Source organism: Streptomyces sp. NPDC048411, assembly GCF_040704695.1.
Classification (GTDB): Bacteria; Actinomycetota; Actinomycetes; order Streptomycetales; family Streptomycetaceae; genus Streptomyces.
On the sequence record NZ_JBEZKL010000013.1, the window covers coordinates 21,894 to 47,066 of the forward strand.

23 protein-coding genes and 2 pseudogenes are annotated in these 25,173 nt (G+C 70.2%); 9 read left to right on the plus strand and 16 right to left on the minus strand.

Going from position 1 to position 25,173, the window contains the following annotated elements:
• Nucleotides 1-39: 39 nt before the first annotated feature.
• Nucleotides 40-894 (plus strand): TIGR02452 family protein, encoded by an 855-nt coding sequence (locus AB0915_RS07570; RefSeq protein WP_366690185.1) that lies wholly within the window; start codon nt 40-42, stop codon nt 892-894.
• 99 nt (nt 895-993) lie between these two features.
• On the opposite strand, the gene AB0915_RS07575 is transcribed toward AB0915_RS07570, so the two are convergent.
• The 3 genes and pseudogenes from AB0915_RS07575 to AB0915_RS07585 form a co-directional block, all read right to left on the minus strand.
• Entirely contained in the window at nt 994-1,488 is a 495-nt protein-coding gene (locus tag AB0915_RS07575) for a type II toxin-antitoxin system PemK/MazF family toxin (RefSeq protein WP_366690186.1), read from the minus strand.
• A 504-nt stretch (nt 1,489-1,992) separates the two neighbouring features.
• Nucleotides 1,993-2,397, minus strand: a pseudogene (locus tag AB0915_RS07580) (flotillin domain-containing protein); the annotation flags it as partial.
• Nucleotides 2,398-2,759: 362 nt separating this feature from the next.
• Nucleotides 2,760-2,968 (minus strand): annotated as a pseudogene (locus AB0915_RS07585) (hypothetical protein).
• A gap of 49 nt (nt 2,969-3,017) precedes the next feature.
• Between AB0915_RS07585 and AB0915_RS07590 the strand changes: the two are divergent.
• The 3 genes from AB0915_RS07590 to AB0915_RS07600 all read left to right on the plus strand — a co-directional run bounded on the left by AB0915_RS07590 (nt 3,018) and on the right by AB0915_RS07600 (nt 6,158).
• The gene (locus tag AB0915_RS07590) at nt 3,018-4,040 is read left to right on the plus strand and encodes a LacI family DNA-binding transcriptional regulator (protein WP_366690187.1); all 1,023 of its coding nucleotides are present in this window, start codon (nt 3,018-3,020) and stop codon (nt 4,038-4,040) included.
• A gap of 55 nt (nt 4,041-4,095) precedes the next feature.
• Entirely contained in the window at nt 4,096-4,428 is a 333-nt protein-coding gene (locus AB0915_RS07595; RefSeq protein WP_366690188.1) for a hypothetical protein, read from the plus strand.
• Nucleotides 4,429-4,721: 293 nt separating this feature from the next.
• Nucleotides 4,722-6,158 carry an aldehyde dehydrogenase family protein gene (locus AB0915_RS07600; RefSeq protein WP_366690189.1) on the plus strand — a complete coding sequence of 479 codons (1,437 nt, stop codon included), beginning with the start codon at nt 4,722-4,724 and terminating at the stop codon, nt 6,156-6,158.
• A gap of 173 nt (nt 6,159-6,331) precedes the next feature.
• Here AB0915_RS07600 and hydA read toward each other — a convergent pair whose 3' ends face one another.
• Nucleotides 6,332-7,732 (minus strand): dihydropyrimidinase, encoded by a 1,401-nt coding sequence (hydA, locus tag AB0915_RS07605; protein WP_366690190.1) that lies wholly within the window; start codon nt 7,730-7,732, stop codon nt 6,332-6,334.
• Between the two features lie 463 nt (nt 7,733-8,195).
• On the opposite strand from hydA, the gene AB0915_RS07610 reads away from it, so the two are divergent.
• A complete protein-coding gene (locus tag AB0915_RS07610) occupies nt 8,196-9,275 on the plus strand; it encodes a mechanosensitive ion channel family protein (RefSeq protein WP_366690191.1) in 1,080 nt (359 codons plus the stop codon).
• 232 nt (nt 9,276-9,507) lie between these two features.
• Nucleotides 9,508-9,762 (plus strand): hypothetical protein, encoded by a 255-nt coding sequence (locus AB0915_RS07615; protein WP_366690192.1) that lies wholly within the window; start codon nt 9,508-9,510, stop codon nt 9,760-9,762.
• Between the two features lie 61 nt (nt 9,763-9,823).
• Here the strand turns inward: AB0915_RS07615 and AB0915_RS07620 are convergent, their stop codons facing one another.
• The gene (locus AB0915_RS07620; protein ID WP_366690193.1) at nt 9,824-10,282 is read right to left on the minus strand and encodes a nuclear transport factor 2 family protein; all 459 of its coding nucleotides are present in this window, start codon (nt 10,280-10,282) and stop codon (nt 9,824-9,826) included.
• A 204-nt stretch (nt 10,283-10,486) separates the two neighbouring features.
• On the opposite strand from AB0915_RS07620, the gene AB0915_RS07625 reads away from it, so the two are divergent.
• Entirely contained in the window at nt 10,487-12,115 is a 1,629-nt protein-coding gene (locus tag AB0915_RS07625; RefSeq protein ID WP_366690250.1) for an IS200/IS605 family accessory protein TnpB-related protein, read from the plus strand.
• A 63-nt stretch (nt 12,116-12,178) separates the two neighbouring features.
• Here AB0915_RS07625 and AB0915_RS07630 read toward each other — a convergent pair whose 3' ends face one another.
• The 4 genes from AB0915_RS07630 to AB0915_RS07645 all read right to left on the minus strand — a co-directional run bounded on the left by AB0915_RS07630 (nt 12,179) and on the right by AB0915_RS07645 (nt 15,403).
• Complete coding sequence (locus AB0915_RS07630) at nt 12,179-13,462, minus strand: aspartate aminotransferase family protein (RefSeq protein ID WP_366690194.1); 1,284 nt, start codon at nt 13,460-13,462, stop codon at nt 12,179-12,181.
• Nucleotides 13,459-14,301: a nitrilase-related carbon-nitrogen hydrolase gene (locus tag AB0915_RS07635; RefSeq protein WP_266979781.1), complete on the minus strand. Its 843-nt coding sequence runs from the start codon at nt 14,299-14,301 to the stop codon at nt 13,459-13,461. Before AB0915_RS07635 ends, AB0915_RS07630 begins: the two co-directional genes overlap by 4 nt.
• A 321-nt stretch (nt 14,302-14,622) precedes the next feature.
• A complete protein-coding gene (locus AB0915_RS07640) occupies nt 14,623-15,012 on the minus strand; it encodes a PPOX class F420-dependent oxidoreductase (protein ID WP_366690195.1) in 390 nt (129 codons plus the stop codon).
• Nucleotides 15,013-15,022: 10 nt separating this feature from the next.
• Nucleotides 15,023-15,403: a helix-turn-helix domain-containing protein gene (locus tag AB0915_RS07645; RefSeq protein WP_366690196.1), complete on the minus strand. Its 381-nt coding sequence runs from the start codon at nt 15,401-15,403 to the stop codon at nt 15,023-15,025.
• A gap of 132 nt (nt 15,404-15,535) precedes the next feature.
• On the opposite strand from AB0915_RS07645, the gene AB0915_RS07650 reads away from it, so the two are divergent.
• Nucleotides 15,536-16,180, plus strand: a complete 645-nt coding sequence (locus tag AB0915_RS07650) for an NAD(P)H-binding protein (protein WP_366690197.1) — start codon at nt 15,536-15,538, stop codon at nt 16,178-16,180.
• Between the two features lie 22 nt (nt 16,181-16,202).
• Here the strand turns inward: AB0915_RS07650 and AB0915_RS07655 are convergent, their stop codons facing one another.
• Complete coding sequence (locus AB0915_RS07655; protein WP_366690198.1) at nt 16,203-16,475, minus strand: helix-turn-helix transcriptional regulator; 273 nt, start codon at nt 16,473-16,475, stop codon at nt 16,203-16,205.
• A gap of 75 nt (nt 16,476-16,550) precedes the next feature.
• On the opposite strand from AB0915_RS07655, the gene map reads away from it, so the two are divergent.
• Nucleotides 16,551-17,318: a type I methionyl aminopeptidase gene (gene map, locus AB0915_RS07660; RefSeq protein WP_366690199.1), complete on the plus strand. Its 768-nt coding sequence runs from the start codon at nt 16,551-16,553 to the stop codon at nt 17,316-17,318.
• 103 nt (nt 17,319-17,421) lie between these two features.
• On the opposite strand, the gene ggt is transcribed toward map, so the two are convergent.
• From ggt to AB0915_RS07690, 6 genes are all read right to left on the minus strand, one after another.
• Nucleotides 17,422-19,224, minus strand: coding sequence for a gamma-glutamyltransferase (gene ggt, locus AB0915_RS07665; RefSeq protein WP_366690200.1), 1,803 nt, complete (start codon nt 19,222-19,224; stop codon nt 17,422-17,424).
• 174 nt (nt 19,225-19,398) lie between these two features.
• Entirely contained in the window at nt 19,399-19,893 is a 495-nt protein-coding gene (locus AB0915_RS07670) for a hypothetical protein (protein WP_366690201.1), read from the minus strand.
• A gap of 203 nt (nt 19,894-20,096) precedes the next feature.
• Nucleotides 20,097-21,533 (minus strand): HAMP domain-containing sensor histidine kinase, encoded by a 1,437-nt coding sequence (locus AB0915_RS07675; RefSeq protein ID WP_366690202.1) that lies wholly within the window; start codon nt 21,531-21,533, stop codon nt 20,097-20,099.
• The gene (locus tag AB0915_RS07680) at nt 21,530-22,213 is read right to left on the minus strand and encodes a response regulator transcription factor (RefSeq protein WP_366690203.1); all 684 of its coding nucleotides are present in this window, start codon (nt 22,211-22,213) and stop codon (nt 21,530-21,532) included. Before AB0915_RS07680 ends, AB0915_RS07675 begins: the two co-directional genes overlap by 4 nt.
• 102 nt (nt 22,214-22,315) lie before the next feature.
• Nucleotides 22,316-23,974: a murein biosynthesis integral membrane protein MurJ gene (gene murJ / locus AB0915_RS07685; RefSeq protein WP_366690251.1), complete on the minus strand. Its 1,659-nt coding sequence runs from the start codon at nt 23,972-23,974 to the stop codon at nt 22,316-22,318.
• A 26-nt stretch (nt 23,975-24,000) separates the two neighbouring features.
• Nucleotides 24,001-25,173 carry a peptidoglycan bridge formation glycyltransferase FemA/FemB family protein gene (locus AB0915_RS07690; protein ID WP_366690204.1) on the minus strand — a complete coding sequence of 391 codons (1,173 nt, stop codon included), beginning with the start codon at nt 25,171-25,173 and terminating at the stop codon, nt 24,001-24,003.

Consider the following 25,173-nt stretch of genomic DNA (forward strand, 5'->3'; position numbering starts at 1 on the left):
ACCGACCATGCCCCGTATGCACCACACGGGGGAGTATTGATGAGCGCACGGCTTCGCGCCATCGCAAGAGAGACCGAGACCATCGTCGAGCAGGGGTTCTACCGCACACCCGCGGGGCGTGAGGTGAGTATCGAGCGTGCTCTGGCCGCCGCGCTCTCCGGGATCCGGCTGTACGGGCCCGAGCCGGTGCCCGTCGCCGTTCTGGACTCCGACCGCACCACGGTTGTCGAGGTCACCGGCGAGAGCAGCCTGCAGGCGGCGCGCCGGATGACGGGCGAAGGGCCCGACAAGGTCGCCGTGCTGAACTTCGGCTCCGCCCGCAACCCCGGCGGCGGCTATCTCAACGGCGCGCAGGCCCAGGAGGAAGCGCTCTGCCGCAGCTCGGCGCTCTATGCCACCCTGCTGCGCGCCCCCGGCCACTACGGCCACCACCGCTCCGAACGCAGCGCCTTCTACACCGACCGGGTCATCCACTCACCCGGCGTACCGGTGTTCCGCGACGACCGGGGGCGGCTGCTGGAGATCCCGTACACCGTGGGCTTCCTCACCTCGCCCGCACCCAACGCCGGAGTGATCCGCAGCCGGACCCCCGAGGACGCCCCTCGCATCCCCGCCGCGCTCGCGTCCCGCGCCGAACGGGTGCTGGAGGTCGCTGCGGTGCGCGGATACCGCAGGCTGGTGCTCGGTGCCTGGGGCTGCGGCGTGTTCCGCAACGATCCGGCGGAGGTGGCAGGTGCCTTCCGCGCGCTGCTCACCGACGGGGGCCGGTTCGCCGGGCACTTCGAGCAGATCGTCTTCGGTGTCCTCGACCGCGATCCCGAATCGGCCACGCGTACCGCATTCGCTCGCGCGTTCGAAAAAGGGCTGCGGCCGTCCGGCCCGGACACTCCCTGACCCTGCCGTTGAGCCAGAGGGGTGGACACCGACCGACACGGTGACGTTGAGCCAGTGGGGTCAACGTCAGCCGCAAGGGCCGCCTCCCGGCTCCGTTAGTCAGTTCCAGCCGTAACGCTCCCGCAGGCGGCCGGCGACCAGATCGAACCGGTCCCGGTCCAGCGCACACGCCTCGCGCCGCATCCCATCCTCATGCACCCGCAGCACCCGGTCCAGATCGACCCAGGACGGTCGGCCGGAGCTGTCCCACGGCCCGGCGCCGAGGGCCACCCACTCGCGGTCCCGGTCGTGCTGCTTGCTGGAGAGCTGCACGGCGAGCAGCGTTCCCGCCGCCTCCCGGGCCACCACCAGTACCGGGCGGTCCTTGCCGCGCCCGTCGTCCTCCTCGAAGGGCACCCAGGTCCAGACGATTTCGCCGGGGTCGGGATCGCCGTCGCGGTCGGGCGCGTACGAGGTGCGGACCGGGCCCACGTCGTGCGGGTTCGCCTCGGCGGTCGCGGCGGGGCCTGAGCGCCCAGGGAAGTCGGCCGGGCCGTCGGCGGCGCGGGTGGAGTCCGAGAGGTACGTGCTGTCTGAACGGTGAGGGATGGTCATCGGAACACCGTAGGGGCTGTCCGGCCCGTTCCGTGGACCGGGCCCGCCGCACGGGCAGCAGTATCGGACCGTGGTCGTCGGACACGCGCCCGCGGACGTGTGTGGCGCACCCCTCGGCACGCTCGCACGCCCGTGCCCGGCGTTCCGGGCGCAGGGCACGGTGTGCGGCCGCCGGACTGGTCGTGGCGCCGTTCTCCAGGCCGCGCCTGCCGGGGCGTCAGCGCCCTCATACTCACCGGTCTCGACGTCAACCGAAGGTTCAGGGCCGGCCCTCGTCGCCGCGTTCGTCCAGCTGCCCCACCGGAACAGGAGCGCGCCTGCCGGAGCGCCCTCTGCCACGCCGGCCACCCGCGGCGCCAGGGCCGGCGGCGCCGTCTGCCGGTGCTGCGTCGGCGCGGGGTGGCCGAAACGGAACTGTGGGCGCGGCATGTCGAGGGCCCGGAACAGCGGCCGGTCCTCGCCCGTGGCTGACGGACGAGGACCGGCCACACCTACCGGGAGCGGTCAGGAGGGTGTGCTCCCCTCTTGATCATCCGTCACCGGAATGCGCTCCTTGCGCGGCGACGGCGGCACGGCGGGCGTGACACCGTTGACCGGCGCCGAGGATCCTGCCGTCTCGCCCTTCTCGCTCATCGCGGACAGCAGCTGCCGGGCCAGACCCAGCCCCGTGCCACCCATCGTCAGCGCCTTCGCGAACATCTCCGACATCCCGTCGGCGCCGTTCAGCAGCACCATGTGGTCCACACTGCTGAAGGCACCCGCGCCCGCCTCGACGATCTCCGGCCACTTCTCTGCCAACTGCTGGGCGACAACGGCTTCCTGATTTTCGGCGAGGGCGGCGACACACCCCTTGATCGCTTCGGCCTCGGCCAGTCCCTTGGCCCGGGTCGACTCGGCCAGCGCCAGCCCAAAAGGAAAGAGTGAGGGAATCGGTCACCCCTGGCAATCGCGCCTGTGGGACGCCGACGCGTGGCCCGCCATCGTGGCGCACCTCAACAAGCGTGGCAGAGGAACCGTCGTGCCTCCGGCCCGAGTTGTGGTAGGCGTACGAGCCTCAACAGGCCGATCAACACAGTGATGGCAGCGAGTACGAGACCCGCCGTGACGCCGATGACCATCGGCATGCGCGCCCTTGTCGCAGTACCCCGTCGGTACTGCTGAACAGAGGGAGTCTTCTCCTGTGCGCGACGGCGGAGAAGAGGTGTGCGCAACCTTGCCGCAATCTTGACTGCCGCACCCGGAACGCCGGTCCTTCACACACCTCAACTGTCTTAAGCAGGAGCCACATAGACCGTGCGCGGCGGCAGATACTCGATCACCGTCACCACCGTCCCCGGCTCGATACGGGCCCCCGGCGAGGCGGGATGGGCGAGGAAGTGCTCGGCGCCCCCACGGATCGATACGATCACCTCACCGACCAGCCCGGCCCCACCGTCCCCGTCACCCTGCCGAGCAGCCCCACCATCGACGAGTCATCCATGCCCCGGAGCGTACCCACCTCCAAGCGGTCTGGAAGACTGCCCGACGCCATGAGCCAGTTACCCAAGCAGCCCACCGAAGGCCCCGTCCCGACCAGCGCCGACGTGGCGCGGCTCGCCGGGGTCTCACGGGCCACCGTGTCGTACGTACTCAACAACAACCCGACCGTCCAGATCAGCGAGCCCACTCGCCGCCGGGTCAGGGAGGCGGCCTCCGAACTCGGCTATGTGCCGCACGCGGCGGCCCGGAGCCTGCGCGCCGGACACACCCGGACGGTGCTGATGCCCACCGGGAACCACCCGATCGGTCCGCTCCACCACCGCTTCCTCCACGAACTCGAATCCGGGCTGCGCCGCCTCGACTACACCGTGGTCCAGCACGGAAGCCTCGGACTGGGCGCCGACGACGCCGCCCGGGCCTGGGCCGAACTCCGTCCCGTCGCCGTGATCGCACCCGGCGGGGTCGCGCTCACACCGCAGGGCATAGCCGTACTGCGGCGCTCCGGCGCCAAGGCGGTGATCACGCTCGGCCCGCAACCGGTGGACGACGCCCACGCCCTGGTCATGGACCAGCGAGAGGTCGGCAGTTGCGCGACCGGACATCTGCTGGAACGCGGACGACGCCGGATCGGCGTCGTCATGCCCGAGGAACCGGGCCTCGACCTGTTCGCCGAACCGAGGCTGTCCGGAGCCCGGCGGGTGGCGGCCGATGGCGGAGCCCTCATCGAACCGTTGCCCCTGCGGTACGACGAGGAGTCGGCCGGCGCGCTCGCCGCCCGGTGGCGCACGCTCGGACTCGACGCCGTGTTCGCGTACAACGACGCCTACGCGATGCTCCTGATGCGGGCCCTCCAGGACGCGGGCATCGAGATACCGGGCGAGACGGCCGTGGTGGGCGCCGATGACCTGCTGCTCGGCAGGCTGCTGAGGCCCCGGCTGAGCAGTGTGCGGATGGAACTGGCCACGTCGCAGCCGCTGGCGGACATTGTCGACCGGCTGGTGCGGCATCCGGGAGGCCAGCCGGAGCGCCATGACCTGCTGAGGGCGCGGGCGATCCCCCGCGAGTCCAGCTGAGGGGGTTCAGCGCGGCAACGTGCGCGTCGCGCGTCGCTTGCTTAGCGTCATGACCATGAACCATCCGCAGAGTTACGAGATCCTGCTGGTCCCCGAGTTCACCGAAGGCCCCACTGAGGCCCCGAAGGCCAAGGGCGCCTCGGAGGCCTCCGGAACCCCCGAGTCCGCCGGTGCCGGCGGTGTCCGGCCCGCCGGCGCCCCTATTCGCTCCGCCATCGTGACAGCCACCGGCGAGACGGGGGCGTCGGGCTACCCTCGGTACGCCGGGGAGGGCATGGTGGCGGACATCGATCCGGCGACCCGCACTGTGGAGGCCCTCCTTGTCGACGGTGCCGAACTGGACTACGGGCTCTCGGTCAGGATCTCGGAGCGGGCCGACGACAGCTGACCATCCGTGCTGACAACTGTCTTGCATAAGGCTGGAGTTGGGAAACCCGCTCGCGCGTGACATCCGTACCGTTCCGCGCATGCAAAAGGGAGCAGCAGTTCGATCAATTCCCTTTTCGATCGGTGCGGCGTGACTACGATGTTGCAGGTTCAACCGGGCGAGATCACGTTCGATGGCCGAACGCAGCTCGCACGGCTGCGCCGGATCGCGCGGTACCGCGAGGCCGCGGCCGCACACCCCGCGCGCCCCACCGCATGGGACCACCCCTCGAACCGATCGACTGGAGAGTCTTCATGTCCCTGCTCGACCCCAAAGCCTGGCAGTCCCGCACACTCGCGGGGGGTGAGTCGGATGTCGTCGAGCCCGCCACCGGAGAAGTCCTCGGACACGTCACCCTCGCCGCGCCCGAGGACATCGCGGCAGCCGCCGAGGCCGCGGCCGCCGCCCAGTCCGCCTGGGCCCGCACCCCGCACTTCGTGCGCGCGGCCGTCCTGCGCCGGGCCGGTGACCTGTTCACCGCCCACGCGGACGAGCTGCGCGAATGGCTCGTACGGGAGTCCGGATCGATCCCCGGCAAGGCCGACTTCGAGCTCCACGTCGCCGCCCAGGAGTGCTACGAAGCCGCCGCGCTCGCCTCCCGGCCGGCCGGTCAGGTCCTGCCCAGCGAGGACCAGCGGCTCTCCTACACCCGCAGGGTCCCGGTCGGGGTGGTCGGCGTCATCGCCCCGTTCAACGCGCCGTTGATCCTTTCCATCCGGTCCGTCGCGCCCGCACTGGCCCTCGGCAACGCGGTGCTTCTCAAGCCCGACCCGCGCACCGCGGTCTGCGGCGGGCTCTCACTCGCCGCAGTCTTCGCCGAGGCCGGACTCGGCGAGAACCTCCTGCATGTCCTGCCCGGCGGCGCCGAGGCCGGACAGGCGCTCGTCGCCGAACCTCGCGTCCCGGTCATCTCCTTCACCGGCTCCACCACGGCGGGCCGCGCCGTCGGCGAGGCTGCCGGGCGGCTCCTCAAGCGTGTGCACCTCGAACTCGGTGGCAACTCCGCCCTCGTCGTCCTGGAGGACGCCGACCTTGAGGGCGCTGTGGCGCAGGCGACCTGGGGCTCCTTCTTCCACCAGGGCCAGATCTGCATGACCACCGGTCGCCACCTCGTCCACGCCTCGCTGCACGACGAGTACGTCGAGCGGCTCGCCGCGAAGGCGGACGCGCTGGTTGTCGGCGACCCGCACCGTGAGCAGGTCCACCTCGGCCCGGTCATCGACCGCGGCCAACTCGGCAAGATCCACCGGCTGGTCGAGTCGAGCACCGCACGGGGCGCGAAGCTCGCGGCGGGCGGCACCCACCGCGACCTGTTCTACCGGCCCACCGTCCTCACCCACGTCGACGACCGGACACCCGCCTACGCGGAGGAGGTCTTCGGTCCGGTCGCCCCTGTGCGGTCCTTCGACACCCTGGATGAGGCCGCGGCACTGGCCGCCGACAGCCCGTACGGACTCTCGCTGGGCATCGTCACCCGCGACACCGCCCTCGGCCTGGAACTCGCCGACCGGATCCCGACGGGCATCGCGCACATCAACGACCAGACGGTGAACGACGAGGCGGTCGCACCCTTCGGTGGCATCGCCGCGTCAGGCACCGGGGCGCGCTTCGGGGGCGAGGCCAACCTCGAGGCCTTCACCGACCTGCGCTGGACGACGGTCCGCCGCGAACCGGCCGGCCACCCCTTCTAGGGCGTGTTTCGAAAGTAGCGTCGTCCGCCCGTAGGGCGGGCCTGGCGGCGTCTGGTGCGTGCGATCGCAAGGCGGAGGGTCGCCCCGATACTGGGCGTATCGGGGCGAGCCCGACAACGCAGCGAGCGTGCGTGCCAGGCGTCGCCTGGCAGGCGGGACGTTCGAAACACGCCCTAGTCCAGGTACTGACTGGTGGCGCGCGGGGTGTAGATGCCGTGGCCGGCGCGCCCGGTGAACTTCCGCCGGTCGATGACGACTTCGCCGCGCGAAAGAACGGTCTCGACCTGTCCGGTGATGCGCTTTCCCTCGTACGCCGAGTAGTCGACGTTCATGTGGTGCGTCTCGGCGGAGAGGGTCTGCTCGGCGTGCGGGTCGTAGATGACGACATCGGCGTCGGCGCCCGGGGCGATGGTGCCCTTCTTCGGGTAGAGGCCGAACATCCGGGCCGGGGAGGCGCAGGCGATCTCGATCCAGCGGCGGCGGGAGATGTGGCCGTCCACGACCGCCTGGTGGAGGAGGTCCATCCGGTTCTCCACGCCGGGCATGCCGTTCGGGATCTTCGAGAAGTCGCCGCGCCCCATCTCCTTCTGGCCGGAGAAGCAGAACGGGCAGTGGTCGGTGGAGACGACCTGGAGCTCGTTGTTCCGCAGGCCGCGCCAGAGCGCCTCCTGGTGCTCCTTGGGCCGCAGCGGGGTGGAGCAGACGTACTTCGCGCCCTCGAAGTCCGGCTCGGCAAGGTTGTCGGTGGAGAGGAAGAGGTACTGCGGGCAGGTCTCACCGAAGACCGGAAGTCCCTTGTGGCGGGCGGCCGCCAGCTCGGCGACGGCCTCGTCGGCGGAGACGTGCACGACGTACAGCGGGGATCCGGCGACCCGGGCGAGCTGGATGGCACGGTGAGTGGCCTCGGCCTCCAGTGCCACCTTGCGGACGTCGCCGTGGTAGCGCGGGTCGGTGCGGCCCGCGGCCAGTGCCTGTTCGACGAGGACATCGATCGCAATGCCGTTCTCGGCGTGCATCATGATCAGCCCGCCGTTCCCTGCGGCCCGTTGCATGGCGCGCAGGATCTGGCCGTCGTCGCTGTAGAAGACACCGGGGTACGCCATGAACAGCTTGAAGGACGTGACGCCCTCCGAGACGAGGAGGTCCATCTCCTTGAGCGAGGACTCGTTCACATCGGAGAGGATCATGTGGAAGGCATAGTCGATGGCGCAGTTGCCGTCGGCCTTCGCATACCAGGCGTCGAGTCCTTCGCGGACCGCGCGCCCCACGGTCTGGACGGCGAAGTCGACGATCGTGGTGGTGCCGCCCCAGGCGGCAGCCCTGGTCCCGGTCTCGAAGGTGTCGGCGGCGTAGGTGCCGCCGAACGGCATCTCCATGTGCGTGTGCGCGTCGACACCGCCCGGGATGACGTACTTGCCGGTGGCGTCGATGGTCCGGTCGGCGGTCCAGCCCGTGGCCGCGTCGGTGCCGTGCGCGGCGAGCGCGGCGACGCGGCCGCCCTCGATGAGTACGTCGGCGTGGAGTTCGTCGGACGCGGTGACGACGAGGCCGCCGTGGATGACGGTGCGGCTCATGTACCCCTCCTCACTCTGGCGGAATGGGTCTACGCACGTAGACGTGGTGCGTGGTGAAGAACGTAGAAGTGGGTTACCCACTGTGGCAATACCGCTGCGGCCAACCGCTGAAGACGTTTCCGTTTCCGGGCATGCCGTACACCGTCGGCCCAAAGCCGGCGCCGCGTCTCGTCGTATACATCGGTACAAACCGCAGGAAGGCCCCGCGCTCTCGCACTTTGAGCTGCCATCAGTATGTCCGCCCTGCGTGGAGCCGATGCAGGGTCAGCCGCGGCGCTTTCGAACGCGTACGGCAGGATGGGCGATCACGTCGGATCCCCGTCCGCACATCCGTGTCTCCCGACGCGAATCGCACACCCGAGAATCGAACAGGTAAAACGGTGACGAAGCATCCCGTCCGGCGCCCGGAAACGGCGGCGGTTCCCCCCATCAGTCGTGTTCCCCGGACCGCGGGGGTGCAGCGGTGAACCGGGCCCTCACTCTGCACGACTTGATCGTCGCCGGTATTGCGGTGGCTGCCGGCATCGCAGCGGGCCTCCTGCTGCGCGTGACGCTGCGATGGCTGGGAGAACGAGCCAGCAGGACGCGATGGAGCGGTGACGACGTCATCGTCGACGCCTTGCGGACCCTGGCCCCCTGGGCTGCGCTGGCCGCCGGCGCGGCGGCGGCAGCCACGGCGCTTCCGCTGACCGCCAGAGTCGGGCACCACGTCAATATGACGCTGACCGCTCTGCTCATCCTGGCCGCGACGCTCACGGCGGCCCGGGTGATCACCGGCCTGGTGCGGTCCGTGGCGCAGTCCAGGTCGGGGGTGGCCGGATCGGCCACGATCTTCGTCAACATCACGCGCGTCGTGGTGCTGGCGATGGGCTTCCTGGTCATGCTCCAGACGCTGGGCGTCTCCATCGCGCCTATGCTCACCGCGCTGGGCGTGGGCGGTCTGGCGGTCGCTCTGGCGCTGCAGGACACCCTGGCCAATCTGTTCGCGGGCGTGCACATCCTCGCTTCGAAGACGGTGCAGCCCGGCGACTACATCCGGCTCAGCAGCGGCGAGGAGGGCTATGTCGTCGACATCAACTGGCGGAACACCGTGGTGCGTCAGTTGTCGAACAACCTCGTGATCATCCCGAACGCCCGGCTCGCCGGCACCAACATGACCAACTTCAACCGGCCGGAACAGCAACTTTCGATCACGGTCCAGGTGGGTGTCGGCTACGACAGCGACCTCGAACACGTCGAGCGCGTCACGACCGAAGTCGTCGAGAACGTGATGACCGACATCACCGGCGCCGTCCCCGACCACGAACCGGCTGTCCGGTTCCACACGTTCGGGGACTCCAGGATCAACTTCACGGTCATTCTGGGGGTCGGCGAGTTCAGCGACCAATACCGGATCAAGCACGAGTTCATCAAGCGCCTGCACGAGCGATTCCGGGCCGAGGGCATCACGGTCCCCGCTCCGACGCGCACCGTGACCGTGCAGCCGGGAGCGACGCCGGTCACGATCCCCCACCAGCGCGAGGCGACGCGGTCGATGTCGTAGCCGCAGTCGCGTCGCCGTCATGCGGCCGATCGCGACTGCCTGGTCACACCACGCCCGCCCTCGGCTGCGGGTGGTGGATGACGACATCCACGTCGGCGCCGGGGGCGATGGTGCCCTCCTTCGGGTGGATGACGACATCCGGGCCGGGGAGGCGCAGGCGACCTCTCCACGGAGGTGGGAGCGCATCGCCGTCGCCGAAGGCGCCCCGTAGAAGGTCACCGCGGATGGCGTGGTGAGGACCGCGCAGGGCGTACCGGTGCGGGGTGCGAAGGTCGTCGCCGAGCTGCGGTACGGCAACCGGGTGCAGAAGCTGACCGGCACGACGAAGGAGGACGGCTCCGTCCGCTTCCGGACGACCGTGCAGCAGGGCAACGCCGAGGCCACCCTCACCGTCACCGACGTGCACTACCAGCACCTCGGGTACTACGGCGAGCTCGACCCGGTCCGCACCCTGGAGCTCACTCGCCCCACTGGTCACAAGGGCTGACCGGCCGGGAGCTGTGCGCCGCGCACCGGGCAGCCGGCCCGTCGGTGCGCGGCGCACTGGATCAGCTGGTGGGGCCCGCCTGCCGCACGTCCTCGTGCAGGTGGACGATCCGCCAGGACTCGCCGGTCCGGTGCAGGATCACGGTGTTCCGGACCAGCTCCGGGCGGTTCGGGGTGCCGTCGGCGGCAGGGGCGAAGCCGACCCGCAGCCAGTAACGCAGGACCGCGACGTCCTCGAACACGTCGACGGTCCAGTCGTACGCGGTCAGGCCGGTCTCCTGCGGGCCCTCACCGGCGGCGGGGCGGGCGTCACGGATCCGGTCGAGGTCGGTTCTGCCGAACAGCAGCGGATCGGCGGCGGAGTCCCAGATGGTCGCCTCGGGGTCAAGCACGGCGTCGATCCTGGCGCGATCGCCCGCGTCGTACGCCTCGTACATGCCGGTGACGACGGCCCATACGGCTTCGGTGTCGGCGAGCGAGACAACCGGGGCGGGCAGTGGACGGGAGGGGGTCTCAGACATGGTGGAGCTCCTGAGCCGGTGAACGGGGGTTGCGAACTGCTGCCGGTTTGCTGCACTGAAGTGGGTTGTGGTGAGCGGGAGTGAGTCCTGTCGGCGGGTTCGTGGGGTGGGAGCGGAAGTTCTGGGGCCGAATGGGTGACCTTGGCGGGCGTTGCTCGTTGGGCTGGGTGGCAGGTGCCCGGCCTGGTGGGAGGGGGTGATGTGGTGGGTGGTGTGCGGAAGTTGGCCGCATCCTTCGTGGTGCCCGGGCCTTGCGGGGTGGCGGTCCGGGACCGTCTCAAGCACCTCACGTCCCAGGACGAGAAGGTGCTGCGCGCGGTCGGTGAGCATCAGGGTGCGCTCGCTTCCCGTGACCTCAAGGCCCGCTGTGCGGACGGACACGATCACAGCACCGATACGTGGGCGGCACGCAAGCGGGACCTGACGGCACTGTCGTCGTCGCGGATCGCCGGTGCGATCACCAAGGCCACGCACGATCAATGGGCGCTCGCGCGCCGCTGCCAGGCGGCACATATCCAGACACTGGCAGCCGGGATCAACATGCTGCGGCACCGCCTGTCCCTCCCGCTCGGGGAGAAGGGCACCAAGCGCGCGGCGGGCGGCTACCGGTCCAAGGGCGAGTGGTTCCGCAAGTCCCGTCGCCTCGCGGCGCTGGAAGACCGGCACGCGGCTGCCGTCTCCGAGTGGCAGGCCGGGCGGGTGCGGGTGGTGCGGGGCGGTAGACGTCTCCTCAACACCCGCCACCACCTCACCCAGGCCCAGCTCACCGAGGAGCAGTGGCGGGAACGCTGGGAGGCGGGGCGCTGGTTCGTCGGTGCCGATGGCGAGTCGGGGAAGCGGTTCGGGAACGAGACGATCCGCGTCACCCCGGACGGCGAAGTGTCCATCAAACTGCCCGTCCCGCTCGCGCACCTGGCCAATGCCAAGCACGGCCGGTACATCCTCACCTCCCGTATAGCCTTCGCGCACCGGGGCGCGGAGTGGGCCGACCGCATCGAAGCGAACCGGGCCGTCGCCTACCGCATCCACCTCGACACCCGGCGTGGCCGCTGGTACCTCACCGCGTCCTGGCAGCGCCCCGTCGTGAAGACCATCCCGTTGGCCACCGCCCGTGCCCGGGGCATGATCGGTGTCGACACCAACGCCGACCACTTCGCCGCCTACCGGCTCGACCGGCACGGCAACCCGATCGGTGACCCGCACCGCTTCCCCTATGACCTGTCCGGAACCGCCGGCCACCGCGACGCACAGATCCGCCACGCGCTGACCCGGTTGATCCGCTGGGCGGGGCGTGTCGGTGTCGCCGCGATCGGGATCGAAGACCTCGACTTCACCGCCGAGAAGACCCGTGAGAAGCACGGCCGCCGGAAGCGGTTCCGGCGTCTCATCTCCGGCATGCCGACCGGCAGGCTCAAGGCCCGGCTCATCTCCATGGCCGCCGAACACGGCCTGAGCATTGTCGCGGTCGACCCCGCCTACACCTCCCTGTGGGGTGCCCAGCACTGGCAGAAGCCACTGGTCACCCCACGCCGAAAGATGTCCCGTCACGATGCCGCCGGTATCGCGATCGGACGACGCGCCCTCGGGCACCCGGTCCGGCGTCGGACGGCACCGCCCCCACACGACCGGAGTGATCGTGCGGGGCATCGGACCGCCCAGGCCGGACCAGGCACCCGGGGGCGTGAGGGAACCCGCCCACCCGCGACGGACCGGCCCCTTGGAGGGCCGTCGCCGAGCGGGACGCGAAAGCGGGAACCCAGTGCATCCAACACCGTTCGGGATGCGCCCAGTACACAGCAGTGGGTCCAGCACTCACTCATGCGCACTGGATAGGAACGGTGTGATGGCGGCCAAGCTACACAGGCACGACCGACCGGCCCGCACACCCCCGTCGCGTCACCCCACCGCCCGCAGTGCGGCGGCGAGGATCTCCGCGCCCTCCTCCGCCTCGGCGATGGACAGCGACAGCGGCGGGGCGATCCGGAGCACGCTGGTGTTGTGCGCGCCGCCCTTGCCGATGAGCAGCCCGCCCTCGCGGGCCGCTTCGAGCACAGCGGTTGCCGCCTCCGGGTTGGCCTCGTCGGTGCCGGGTTTCACCAGCTCGATGCCGATCATCAGGCCCCGGCCGCGCACCTCCCGCACGCACTCCGAGCCCGCGCCGATCGCCCGCAGCCGCTCGATGAGCAGCCCGCCGACGCGTCGGGCGTTGCCCTGGAGGTCGTGGTCCAGCAGGTACGACAGGTTGGCGAGGCCCGCCGCCATGGTGACCGGGGAGCCGCCGAACGTCGAAATGGAGTTGGCGTCCAGGCAGTTCATGACGTCGGCGCGGGCGACGACGCCACCGATCGACATGCCGTTGCCGATGCCCTTGGCGAAGGTGAGGATGTCCGGCGGGCCGTTCCGGGAGTGCGCCTGCCAGCCCCAGAAGTGTTCGCCGGTACGGCCCCAGCCGGTCTGCACCTCGTCGGAGATCCACAGGATGCCGTGCCGGTTCAGGACTTCGCGGAATGCCGCGAACAGGCCGTCGGGCGGGGAGGTGAACCCGCCGACACCCTGGATGGGTTCGGCGATCAGCGCGGCGGCGCCGCGGGTGTGCCCGAGCAGGTCCTCCAGATCGGCCACGCACGCCTTGATGAACTGTGCGTCGCCGAGTTCCGCGTACGGGCCCCGGGTCCGGACCCCGCCGTGGACATACAGCGTCTGCAGCGGGGACAGACTCGTCGGCGACCAGGCCTTGTTGCCGGTGATGGCGACGGCCGAGAACGACCTGCCGTGGTAGCTGTTGCGCATCGCGAGGATCTGGTTCGACCTGCGGTACGTGGTGGCGAGCAGCAGCGCCGTGTCGTTGGCCTCGGTGCCCGAGGTGGTGAAGAAGACCCGGGCGTCGGGGATGCCGGACAGCGTGGCGATGCGCTCGGCCAGTTCGACCATCGGCCGGTTGAGGTACAGCGTCGAGGTGTGGATGATCCGCCCGGCCTGCTCGGTGACCGCCTTCGTCACTTCGGGCAGCGCGTGAGCGGTCATCGTGGTGAGGATGCCGCCGAAGAAATCGAGGTAGCGCTTGCCGTCCGCGTCCCAGACGTGGCGGCCCTCACCGTGGGTGATCTCCAGCGGATGCCGGTAGTAGAGCGCGAGCCATTCGGGGCTGACGGCGAGGTGGCGGTGGTGCAGACTGCTCACGGCTCCACCAGTCCCTCGTACGCGTCGGGGCGGCGGTCCCGGTAGAACGCCCACTGCTGGCGCACTTCCTCGATGAGACCGAAGTCGAGGTCCCTGACGAGGAGTTCCTCCTCCTTGTCGCTGGCCACCTCCCCGACGAACTGGCCGCGCGGGTCGACGAAGTAGCTGGTGCCGTAGAAGTCGTTGTCGCCGTACTCCTCCTGGCCGACGCGGTTGATCGCGGCGACGAAGTACTCGTTGGCCACGGCGGACGCGGGCTGTTCCAGCTGCCAGAGGTAGCTGGAGAGGCCGCGCGAGGTCGCGGACGGGTTGTACACCAACTGGGCTCCGTTGAGTCCGAGTTGACGCCAGCCCTCGGGGAAGTGCCGGTCGTAGCAGATATAGACACCGACCTTGCCGACGGCGGTGTCGAAGACCGGCCAGCCGGCGTTTCCGGGCTTGAAGTAGTACTTCTCCCAGAACCCCTTGACCTGCGGGATGTGGTGCTTTCGGTACTTGCCGAGGTACGAACCGTCGGCGTCGATCACCGCGGCGGTGTTGAAGTAGAAGCCGGACTGCTCGATCTCGAAGACCGGTACGACGATCACCATGCCCGTCTCGCGGGCGAGCTCCTGCATCCGCCGGACGGTCGGCCCGTCCGGGACGGCCTCGGCCCAGCGGTAGTGCTCGGGCTCCTGCACCTGGCAGAAGTAGGGCGCGTTGAACACCTCCTGGAAGCCGATGATCTTCGCCCCCTGCCGGGCGGCCTCGCGAGCATGTTCCTCATGCTTGGCGATCATGGATTCGGTGTCGCCGGTCCAGGTCGCCTGGACGAGTGCGGCGCGTACGACGTGGGACATGAGCTGCTCCTTCGACGCGGCGTCAGAGAGCCTCTACGCGTTTTCTACGCACGTAGATTCGATGCACAGGAGGAGAACGTAAGCCCCGCCACACGGCGGGGCAAGACCGTCGCCGTGAACCGGTCGATTCGATCATGTTTCGTACCCGTGCGGTTCACACTCTCTCTTCCTTCCCCCGGGGAGAGCAGATGCCACGCCGACAGGCCAACCCGGCACGAAAGCAGGTTCGGGTGCCGGCTCGTGGACCGTGCTCCACACCGTGCCACCGGTGCTCGCCGTAGCGGCGTTCCAGGACAGCGCCCCGCCGGCCGTCGCCGCCGTTCAGAAGGTGACAGCGATCCCGGTGTGCGGCCGCCTGCCGAGGCGTACGACCATGGCCGGCCAGTCGACCAGCCAGAACTTCCAGGTGTACTTGCGGGCCAGCAACCCGCGTACGGCACGCGTCCCCGCCTCATCGAGCAGCCGCGCCGTACCCTCGGCGCTCGGCGCGCCGTCGGCGATCCGGCCACGCACGTCGCAGACGGTCACCGTGACCCGGCTGTTGTTCCGGATCCTTTTGACCTTCCACGAGTCGCTCCGGGTCCAGATGAACAACTCCTCGCCGTCGGCCGCCGCCCACACGGGCGTGGCGACGGGCGTGCCGTCCTTCCGGTACGTGGTCAGGCTGACGTACTCGCCACGGTCGAAGTCCTGGAGTGTCTGAGGAGTCACGGGCGTGACCCTACGCGTCCTGTCCACCGGACACGTACGCCGCACGCGCGCTCACCAGCTCCGGAAAATGCTCCCGGGTCCACGCGCAGGCCATGTCGAGCGGGCCGAGCAGGGAGCGGCCCAGCGCCGTCAGTTCGTACTCGACCCGCGGCGGCCGCTCGTCGTGGACGGTGCGGATGAGGAAGCCGTCCCGCTCCATGGCCCGCAGCGTCTCGGTGAGGACCTTCGGAGTGACCCGGTGCAGCGGGACTCGCAACTCCGAGAAACGGCGCGGGCCGTCCTGCAGGCAGCGCAGCACCATGCCGGTCCATTTGTCGCCGACCCGGAACGGTTGGACCCGTTGCACGCAGTCGGGGTCGTCGAACAGGTCGGCGGCCAGGGGTTCTCTCATCCTCCCGACGCTAACGCACTCCCCCGCGGGGAGGCCGTAACCGAGTTCCCTTGAAGTAACCGAGGGGTCAGGTCCTACGGTCGCTCCAGCACCGCAGAGACCGTACGCAGCAGCAGAGAACAGGGGACTTCCATGAGCAGCAGGATCGTCGTCTTCGGGGCCGGTGGCCGGGTCGGTCGCGCGGCGGTCGCGGAGGCCGTCCGTCGCGGGCACACCGTGACAGCCGTGGTCCGCGACCCGGCCCGCTGTCCGGACCTTGCCGGTCCGGGCATCGAGGTCGTACGGGGAGACGCCACCGATCCCGAGTCGGTGGCGGCCGTCGCAGCCGGCCACGACGCGGCGGTCAACGCGTCGGCGCGGCTGGACATCCCGTCCGACGAGTACTTCGTCGCCGCGGCCCAGGCACTGATCGTGGGACTCGGATCGGCCGGGGTGCGGCGACTGGTGGCCGTCGGAATCGGGTCGACGCTGGAGACCGCGCCAGGGGTACGGGTGATGGACGCGCCGGATTTCCCGGAGGCGTACCAGGTCTTCTCGCAGGGCCATGTCGCCGAGTTCGAGACCCTGGGCGCGGCGGGTGAGGAGCTGGACTGGGTCATGGTGGTGCCGCCGATGGACCTGGACGCGGCAGGCCCCCGCACCGGCAGATATCGCAGCGCGGTGGGCACCGTGCTCGACGGCACCGGACACATCTCGCACCCGGACCTGGCGATCGCACTGCTCGACGAGATCGACGCACCGCGCCACCACCGCATTCAGCTGGCGGTCGCCGACTGAGCTGCCCCGGGGCTGCCCGGCGCTACCCGGCCAGCCGGACGACCGTGCCCGGTTCCCCGGCGCAGCGGATCAGCAGATCGTCCATGGAGAGGCCGAGCGCGCCGGCCAGCGCCGCAATGGTGAAGAACGCGGGGGTCGGGGCGCGGCCGGTCTCGATCTTGCGCAGTGTCTCGGCGGAGATTCCGGCGTTCGCGGCGATCTCGACCATGCTGCGCGCACCTCGCGCCTCGCGGAGCAGGCGGCCGAGCCGTTCGCCGCGAAGGCGCTCTTCCGGGGTGAGAGGCGTTCGTACCATGCCCCCATCCTAGTGCCGCCGTTATTCTCGTACCGCCGTTATTCTCATACCGCTTCGACCGGTATAGTAATTGGCATGGTGCAACTCAAGACGGATACATCCATAGAGGCGATGCGCGAGACCGGGCGGGTCGTGGCCCAGGTCCTGACAGCCGTACGGGAAGCGGCGGCGGTCGGCGTGTCGCTGCGCGAACTCGACGAGGTGGCGCGCGGAGTACTGCGCGAGGCGGGCGCCGGGTCGCCGTTCCTGAACTACAGGCCACACTTCGCACCCACTCCCTTCCCCGCGGTGATCTGCACGTCCGTCAACGACGCGATCGTGCACGGCGTCCCGACCGACCAGCGGCTGCGCGACGGCGATCTGGTGAGCATCGACGCGGGCGCGACGCTCGACGGCTGGGTCGGCGATTCGGCCGTCAGCTTCACCGTCGGCCGCGCCCGGCCCGCGGACACCCGGCTGATCGACACGGCGTTCGCCGCACTGGACGCGGGGATCGCGGCGGCGGCCGTCGGCAACCGGATCGGAGACATCGCACACGCGATCGGAACGGTCTGCCGGACCGCCGGATACGGCATTCCGGAAGGGTTCGGCGGCCACGGTGTGGGCCGCTCCATGCATGAGGACCCGGCCGTCCCCAACGAGGGGCGACCGGGCCGTGGCATGCCGTTGCGGCACGGAATGGTGCTGGCGATCGAGCCGATGCTGATCGCCGGCGGGCACGACGCGTTCCATTCGGACCGGGACGGCTGGACGCTGCGCACCTCCGACGGCAGCCGGGCGGCGCACGCCGAGCACACGGTGGCGATCACGGACGAGGGGCCCCGCGTCCTCACCGCCCTCTGAACAACCCGTGCCCATGCCCCCGTCACGGCCACGGGGCCGGTCCATGGCCGCCGTCCGGCCACGAACCTGCCCCGTGGGTCACTTTATTGACGCATGATCACATTCAGTCGCTCGGCGTAACGACCATGGCGGATCCGCCGCCGCGCCGCACCTTCTCCGCCGCCGCGAGCCACCTCCCGTCCGGCAGCCGTTGCACACCGGTGGCAGCACCGATCTCCGGGTTCAGCTTGAAGGCATGGCCCAGCGACTCCAGTTCCGTCCGCAGCGGACTGTTCCACAGCGCGGGTTCGAGCTCGGTCGTCGGCGAGTTGCGCTGACTGGCGCGTGGCGCCGCGATCGCATCGACGAGCGGAAGACCGCGATCGACCGTGCCGATGAGCGACTGCAACACCGTGGTGATGATCGTCGCGCCGCCCGGCGAGCCCAGGGCCAGTACCGGCTGCCCGTGCTTCAGCACGATCGTCGGCGAGATCGACGACCGCGGCCGCTTGCCCGGACCGGGCAGATTCGGGTCGTGCACCGCCGGGTTGGCGGGCGCGAACGAGAAGTCCGTCAGCTCGTTGTTGAGCAGATAACCGCGCCCCGGAACCGTGATTGCGCTGCCGCCGGTCTGCTCGATGGTCAGGGTGTATGCGACGACGTTGCCCCATTTGTCGGCGGCCGTCAGATGGGTGGTGTTCTCCCCCTCGTACGTCGTCGGGGCGGCGGTTCCACGGTTCGCACAATCGGCCGGACGGCGCGGGTCGCCGGGGGCGAGCGGGCTGGCCAGCACCGCGTCGTCCTTGATCAGGCACTCCCTCGAGTCGGCGAACCGCCGGCTCAGCAGTCCGCGCGTCGGTACGTCCTCGAATGCCGGGTCGCCGACCCACCGCCCGCGGTCGGCGAACGCGATCCGGCTCGCCTCGATGTAGCGGTGCAGATACTGGGACTCGCTCGCCCGCGAAAGATCGGTGTTCTCAAGGATGTTGAGCGCCTCGCCCACGCTCGTACCACCGGACGAGGACGGCGCCATGCCGTACACGTCGAGCCCCCGGTAGCCGACCTTGGTCGGCGCCTGTCGCAGGGCACGGTAGGAGCGCAGGTCCTTCGCCGTGAGGTCGCCGGGACGCACCACCCGGCTCGCCTTCGGGTCGACGGGCGGGTTGCGGACGGTCCGGACGACGTCGTCGGCCAGGTCGCCGCGGTACAGCTCGTCGGTGCCGTCGCGGCCTACCTTCTCGTACGTACGCGCAAGGTCGAGGTTCTTGAAGACGGAGCCGACCACGGGCAGTTGCCCGCCCGGAAGAAAGAGCTTCGCGGAGTCCGGGAAGTCGGCGAACCGGGCCTGGTTCCCCTCGGTCTGCGAACGGAAGGTGGAGTCGACGACGAAGCCGTCCCTGGCAAGCCGCTCGGCCGGCTTCAGCAGCGTGCTCAGTGGCTTGCTGCCCCAGGCGTCGAGCGCGGTGGCCCAGGTGGCCGGGGTGCCGGGCGTGCCGACGGCCAGACCACTGGTGACGGCGTCCGCGAAGGCGAGGGGCTTGCCGTCCTCCAGGAAGAGGGAAGAGTCCGCGCTGCGCGGCGCGGTCTCGCGGCCGTCGATGGTCTCCACGGTGTGCTTCTTGGCGTTGTAGTAGACGAAGTAGCCGCCCCCGCCCAGGCCCGCCGAGTAGGGCTCCGTCACGCCGAGCGCGGCCGCGGTCGCCACGGCGGCGTCCACGGCGTTGCCGCCCTTGCGGAGCACCTCGATCCCGGCTGCCGTGGCGTCCGCGTCGACGCTGGCTACGGCGCCGCCGTAGCCCACGGCAACGGGCGACTTGGGGGGCGGCGATATCGGCGGTGCGGACGAGGGCGGTGCGGCCGCCCCGACCGAGACGACAGCGGCGAGAACACCCAACAACGACACATTCCGCGCGACGGAACGTCGCATGCGCACCTCCAGTGAAGGATCGTCCGCGCAGGTTAACTCCGCCTCCTACGTCTCGTCAGGACCGCGGTGAATATGGATCCGAATCACCGATCACATGCCCGCCCATGACCGACCCGGGCCCCGGCCGGGGGCACCCGGCCCGGCGGTCTCGTCCCGGAGTCCGCCCGCGAATGGTCAGACGGTGCAGTGAGTGGGCCCGACGGAGCCGTCGGTGCCGGACAGCGTCACCGCCGCACCCGGATCGGGCACGCCGGAGTGGACTGCCGTGCAGATCAGCTGCTGCTGGGCGAGTCCGGAAAGTCCGGTGACAGGGATGTCCAGTCGGACCAGCACCCCGCTCCGAGTCACGGTCATGCTCAACCCGACATGCCCCTGGGGTAGTTCCGTCGCCAGCCCGGCATCCATCTCCGCTCTGGAGGGGCCGCCGAACAACAGGACGAGCGGCTTGCCCGCCAAGCTCTTCAGATCCCCCGTGCCCGAGGACGGGGCCTCCATCGGTACGTCGAACTGCCGTACGACGGGCAGCAGCGTGCCCGGGGAGGACGAGGAGATGAAGTACAGCAGCGTGCCCTGCCGGCTCCCCGGGGCGTCCACGGTCGCCGGATCGCCGACCTCGACCACGTCCGAGGCCCGGATGCCGCACCCGGTCACCAACAGCACGAACGCCATCAGCGCGACCAGGGCGCGTTTCGAAAGTAGCGTCGTCCGCCCGCAGGGCGGGCCAGGCGGCGCCTGGTGCGTGCGATCGCAAGGCGGAGGGTCGCCCCGATACTCGGCGTATCGGGGCGAGCCCGACAACGCAGCGAGCGTGCGGGCCAGGCGGCGCCTGGCAGGCGGGACTTTCGAAACACGCCCTAGGGCGCGCAGCCGCCTCACACCCCCTCCCGTGGCAGCTCGACGGTGAACACCGCACCGCCGGACGGGTTGTTGGCGGCGTGGACCGTGCCACCATGCAGCCGTACGTTCTCCTGCGTGATCGCCAGGCCGAGTCCGCTCCCCGCCGACCGGGTACGTGCCGCGTCGGCCTTGTAGAACCGGTCGAAGATGTGCGGCAGCACGGCTGTGTCGATCCCGGGGCCGCTGTCCGCGACCTCGGTCACCAGCAGGTCCTTCCCGTCCCGCCGCTCGGTCCACATCCGCACGGCGACCGGCTCGGCGCCGTGCCGCAGTGCGTTGCCGACCAGGTTGGCGACGATCACGTCGAAACGGCGTGGATCGAGCACCGCCCGTATCCCGTGCGGGAGCTCGGTGTCGACCCGGTCCTCCCAGCGTCTGCTCTGCAAGGTCTTGCGGATCATCTCGGCGACATCGACCTCGTCGGGATGGAGATCCGCGGCCTTCGCGTCGAAGCGGGAGATCTCCATCAGGTCCTCGACCAGTGTGGCCAGCTTCCCGGTCTCCGCGCTGATCAGCCGCACGGCTGCCGCGGTGTCGGCGTTCAGGTGTGCGGCGTCCTCGTCCAGGACCTCGGTGACGGCAAGCATCCCGGCGAGCGGTGTGCGCATCTCGTGCGAGACATCGGAGGCGAAGCGTCTGGCCCGTTCCTCCGCCCGCCGGAGCTCCGCCACGGACTGCTGCAGCTTGGTGGACGACTCGTTGAACGTCCAGGCCAGATCGGCGAGTTCGTCCGAACCCTTCACCTCGATACGGGTGTCGAGCTCGCCGCGGCCGATACCTGCGGCGGCCCGCCGCAGATCACGCACCGGGCGCAGCACACTGCGGGCGGCAAGCAGTGCGGGCACCAGCGCGATGAGGAGGGCGGGCAGGGCTCCGTCGCGGGCCGCGGTGACCATGGCGCTGACATTGGCCTCCTCAGGGGCGAGCGGCATCACGGCGTAGAGGACGAGCCCGGTGGGCTGACGCCCCTGGCCCCGGTCGAACATCACGGGCATCCCGATCGTCAGCCAGGGCTTACCGTCCTTGACGACCCGCTGGAACGAGGCATGCTCGGTGTTCCGGGCCGCATCGCGCAGTTCGCTTGTGATCACGTTCGAGACGGGCCGGTCCGAGGACGAGACCTTCAGGTCCGCGTATTCGGCGAAGACGATCCAGGTGTGCGGCTTGCCTTCGCGGGCAAGGGCCTGGCACATCGTCCGCAGCCGGGTCGCGTCGACGGGCAGGGACACCGCCTGTGCGGTGATCCGGTCCCGGAACTGGGCGACGGCCGTGTCCTGCGCCTGCTGAAGGATCGCGGACCGGGCCTCGCGGTAGGTCAGGGTCGCGGTGGTGGCCGCGCTGATCGCCGCGACCAGCAGAAAAGCGGATATGAGGCGGATGCGCAGGCCGAACCGGGCGGCCAGGAGTCTCATGCGAGCGGCCCGAATCGGTAGCCGAAGCCACGAACGGTCTGGATGTAGCGGGGGCTGCCCGCCACGTCCTCGATCTTCTGCCGCAGCCGCCGCACGCAGGCGTCGACGAGCCTCGCGTCGCCGTGGTAACTGTGCTCCCACACGCATTCGAGGAGTTGCTGCCTGCTGAAGACCTGCTCGGGCGAGGCCGACAGGTACAGCAGCAGCTTCAGTTCGGAGGGGGCGAGCAGAAGGCGCTCCCCCGCCTTGGCGACGGACAGCCCGGCGCGGTCGACGGCGAGTTCGCCGTGGAACTCGATGCCGCTGCGCCCGACCGGCTCGGCGAGCCGTCGCAGCACGGCCCGGATCCTGGCCTCGATCACCTCGGTACGGGCGGGTTTGACGATGTAGTCGTCGGCCCCGGCCTCCAGCCCGACGACCACGTCGAAGTCGTCGCCGCGTGCCGTGAGCATGATGATCGGCAGCTGGCTGGACTCCCTTATGCGACGGCAGACCTGGACGCCGTTCATGCCGGGCAGCATCAGATCCAGCAGGACGAGATCGGGCCGGAACTCCGCCAGCGCACCGAGTCCCGCCTCCCCGCTCTCCACGGCCCGGAGTTCATGCCCGCGCCGACGCAGCCCGAGCTCGACCCCTTCCCGTACGGAGGGGTCGTCCTCGACCAGGAGCACACGCGGCATGGCACCAGTATCCCAACGATCACGATCGAATCTGTCCAGCACCTCATCACGCCCGTCCGGCCAGTCAGAACGGATCGTCGGCCGGACGCGAGCGGCACCCTCTCACCGGGCCCCGGCCCCGCGGATCCGCGCGCGCCCCGCACCCAGCATCGCGCTGACCTCGCTCAACCGCAGCGGCCGGGCCAACACCCCCACCGCTCCCAGCAGTACTGCCGTACCCGCCCCGGCGGCCGCGAAGTCCCCGAATCCGTCGCACGCCCGGGCCACCCCGTACGCCAGTGCCCCTGCCGGCACACACGCCACCACCAGCCGCGCATGCGCCCACAGCCCGGCCGAGCGCCACAGCACCGACCGCGGTCCCCCGGCGCCTTGAGACACCCTGCGATGCAGCACGTACCCGGTGACCGCGAACCCCGCGAAGAGCGCCACCGAGTACGCCCCCGCCATCCCCGTCACCGCCCACCGCGCAGGCAGCATCAGATAGGCGAGTGCCGACAGCCCGGCGTTGAGCGCCGCGATCACCAGGTTCAGGAAGAACGGCGTACGGGTGTCGCTCATCGCGTAGAACCCACGGGACAGCACGTACTGCCCGGAGTACGCGATGAGCCCCGGCGCGAACGCCATCATCATCCCCGCCATCACCGCGATATCGGCGTCGCCGGTCCGGCCGTATCCGAACACGGCCCCCATCACCCACGGCGCCAGCGCGAAAAACACACCCGCTGCGGGCACCACCACCGCGGCCGTGGTCCGCAGCGCGTACGAGACATCGCGGCGCACCCCCGCGAGGTCGCCGTCGGCCGCCGCCCGGCTCATCCGCGGCATCAGCGCCGTGACGAGCGAGACGGTCACGATGCCCTGCGGCACCACCCACAGCTGAAAGGCGTAGCTGTACGCGGTGTAGCCCGCGCCGCCCACCACCCCCTGCTCGACGGCGTGCTGTCCGGTGATGGTGGAGAGCCGGGTCACCACCCAGTAGGCGCCCTGGTTCGCCAGTACCAGCATGACGAGCCATCCGGCCGACCGCAGCGGGCGGGTCAGACCGCTCCCCCGCCAGTCGAACCGGGGCCGCCAGCGGAACTTCGCGGCGCGGAGCGCGGGCACCAGGGCCAGCGTCTGCACGACGATCCCGGCAGTCGTCCCCCAGCCCAGCAGCCGGGCATGGGTGGCGGTCAACTCCCCGCCGGAACCGGATGCGACCACCAGATAGAGCCCGAACACCGCAATGATGACCATGTTGTTGAGGACGGGGGTCCACATCATCGCGCCGAACCGGTTCCGGGCGTTGAGTACTTGGCCGAGGAGGGTGAAGAGCCCGTAGAAGAGGATCTGCGGCAGGCAGTAGCGGGCCAGCGCGATAGTGAGCTCCGCCTGCTCCCCGGAGTAGTCCGTGTAGGTGCCGACGATCAGCGGGGCGCCGACGACCGCGAGCGCGGTGAGGGCGACGAGGCCGACCGTGCAGACGGTGAGCAGCCGGTCGGTGTACGCGGCGCCGCCGTCGCTGTGTTCCCTGGCTGCCCGCACCAGCTCCGGGACGAACACGGCGTTGAGGGCTCCGCCGATCAGGAGCATGTAGAGGATGTTGGGGACGGTGTTGGCGACCGTGTAGCCGTCGGCCGTGAGTCCGGTACCGAGGGCGGCGACGACGACCGCCGAGCGGATGAACCCGGTCGCCCGCGAGACGACCGAGCCCGCGGCCATGACGGCGCCGCTGCGCAGCACCGACCCCGGCTTCTGCCGTCCCTCCGGCCCCTCCTGCACGACCGTCCCGGTCGTCCGCGCGGCGGTCACCGGCGGGCCAGGTACGCCTGGAACGCCCTGTACAGCGTGTTGTTGGCGGCTCCGCCCACCGATGTCTCCCACTCCCCGAGGGTCTCGACGACCTGCCCACCGGTACCGAGCTTCCAGCGCAGCAGTCCGAAGGAGCGGTCGTCGGGGTCAAGGGTGGAGGGTACCCCGCGCATGTCGTACAGCTCGGCGCCGAGGGCGTGCGCATCGAGCATCATCCGCCACTGGAGGGCGTTGCTGGGGCGGACCTCGCGCCGGTGGTCGGCGGACGCGCCCGTCTGGTACCAGACCCGCCGCCCGGCGCTGATCATGGTGTGCGCGGCGAGGATCTCGCCCTCGTGGACGGCGAGATAGAGCTGCATCCGGCCGGGCTGTTCGGCGTTGAGCACGGCGTACTGACGCTGGAAGTAAGCGAGGGAGCGGCCGAGCCGGAAGCCGTCACGCTCCTCGGTGATCCGCAGCAGCCGGTGGAACTCGGGCAGCTCCGCCGCGCCACCGACGACGATCCGGACACCGGACTTCTCCGCCTTGCGGATGTTGCGACGCCACTCCTGGTTGAGCCCCGCCCACAGATCGTCAGCGCTGCGTCCGGCGAGCGGCACCTGGAAGACGTAGCGCGGCTGCGCGTCGGCGTCGTTGCCGGCGTCGCCGTCCCCACCGCACCGCCGCCAGCCGCGCGCCCGGAGCCGGTCGGCGACTACGGTGCCGAGCGGGTCCACCTCCGCCGCCAGCACATCGCGGACCTTCCGGCCCGGCCCGGTGGCCGCCTTGAGCCGGACGGTGTCCCAGCGGCGGTACGCCGGTGACGGCCCCATCCGCACGGCGAAGGCGCCCGCCTTCCGCAGATGCGCCATCAACGGCCGCAGCCAGCGGTCGATCTCCGGATCGGTCCAGTCGGCCACCGGCCCTTCGGGCAGATAGGCAAAGTATTTACGGGTGCCCGGGAATTGCCGGTAGAGGACCAGGGCACTGCCGGCCAATTCGCCGTCTGCGCCGTGCCATCCGACCATTTCCGACGTCCATTGGTCCTTCACTCCGGCCCAGGACGGATACTGCAGAAAGCTCGCCCCCGGCCGCGCGGTCACAGCCGTCCGGTGCTCGGCGGCGGTGAGGCTGCGTATCCGCATCCCTTGTTCACCTCTGCGGTCACCGGTCGCGAGCAGCGCTGACAT

Excerpts from the sequence above, each read along its gene's own strand:
- AB0915_RS07570 (WP_366690185.1), top strand. The coding sequence starts at position 40 with ATGAGCGCACGGCTTCGCGCCATCGCAAGAGAGACCGAGACCATCGTC.
- AB0915_RS07575 (WP_366690186.1), bottom strand. The coding sequence starts at position 1,488 with ATGACCATCCCTCACCGTTCAGACAGCACGTACCTCTCGGACTCCACC.
- AB0915_RS07590 (WP_366690187.1), top strand. The coding sequence starts at position 3,018 with ATGAGCCAGTTACCCAAGCAGCCCACCGAAGGCCCCGTCCCGACCAGC.
- AB0915_RS07595 (WP_366690188.1), top strand. The coding sequence starts at position 4,096 with ATGAACCATCCGCAGAGTTACGAGATCCTGCTGGTCCCCGAGTTCACC.
- AB0915_RS07600 (WP_366690189.1), top strand. The coding sequence starts at position 4,722 with ATGTCCCTGCTCGACCCCAAAGCCTGGCAGTCCCGCACACTCGCGGGG.
- hydA (WP_366690190.1), bottom strand. The coding sequence starts at position 7,732 with ATGAGCCGCACCGTCATCCACGGCGGCCTCGTCGTCACCGCGTCCGAC.
- AB0915_RS07620 (WP_366690193.1), bottom strand. The coding sequence starts at position 10,282 with ATGTCTGAGACCCCCTCCCGTCCACTGCCCGCCCCGGTTGTCTCGCTC.
- AB0915_RS07635 (WP_266979781.1), bottom strand. The coding sequence starts at position 14,301 with ATGTCCCACGTCGTACGCGCCGCACTCGTCCAGGCGACCTGGACCGGC.
- AB0915_RS07645 (WP_366690196.1), bottom strand. The coding sequence starts at position 15,403 with ATGAGAGAACCCCTGGCCGCCGACCTGTTCGACGACCCCGACTGCGTG.
- AB0915_RS07650 (WP_366690197.1), top strand. The coding sequence starts at position 15,536 with ATGAGCAGCAGGATCGTCGTCTTCGGGGCCGGTGGCCGGGTCGGTCGC.
- AB0915_RS07655 (WP_366690198.1), bottom strand. The coding sequence starts at position 16,475 with ATGGTACGAACGCCTCTCACCCCGGAAGAGCGCCTTCGCGGCGAACGG.
- map (WP_366690199.1), top strand. The coding sequence starts at position 16,551 with ATGGTGCAACTCAAGACGGATACATCCATAGAGGCGATGCGCGAGACC.
- ggt (WP_366690200.1), bottom strand. The coding sequence starts at position 19,224 with ATGCGACGTTCCGTCGCGCGGAATGTGTCGTTGTTGGGTGTTCTCGCC.
- AB0915_RS07670 (WP_366690201.1), bottom strand. The coding sequence starts at position 19,893 with ATGGCGTTCGTGCTGTTGGTGACCGGGTGCGGCATCCGGGCCTCGGAC.
- AB0915_RS07675 (WP_366690202.1), bottom strand. The coding sequence starts at position 21,533 with ATGAGACTCCTGGCCGCCCGGTTCGGCCTGCGCATCCGCCTCATATCC.
- AB0915_RS07680 (WP_366690203.1), bottom strand. The coding sequence starts at position 22,213 with ATGCCGCGTGTGCTCCTGGTCGAGGACGACCCCTCCGTACGGGAAGGG.
- AB0915_RS07690 (WP_366690204.1), bottom strand. The coding sequence starts at position 25,173 with ATGTCAGCGCTGCTCGCGACCGGTGACCGCAGAGGTGAACAAGGGATG.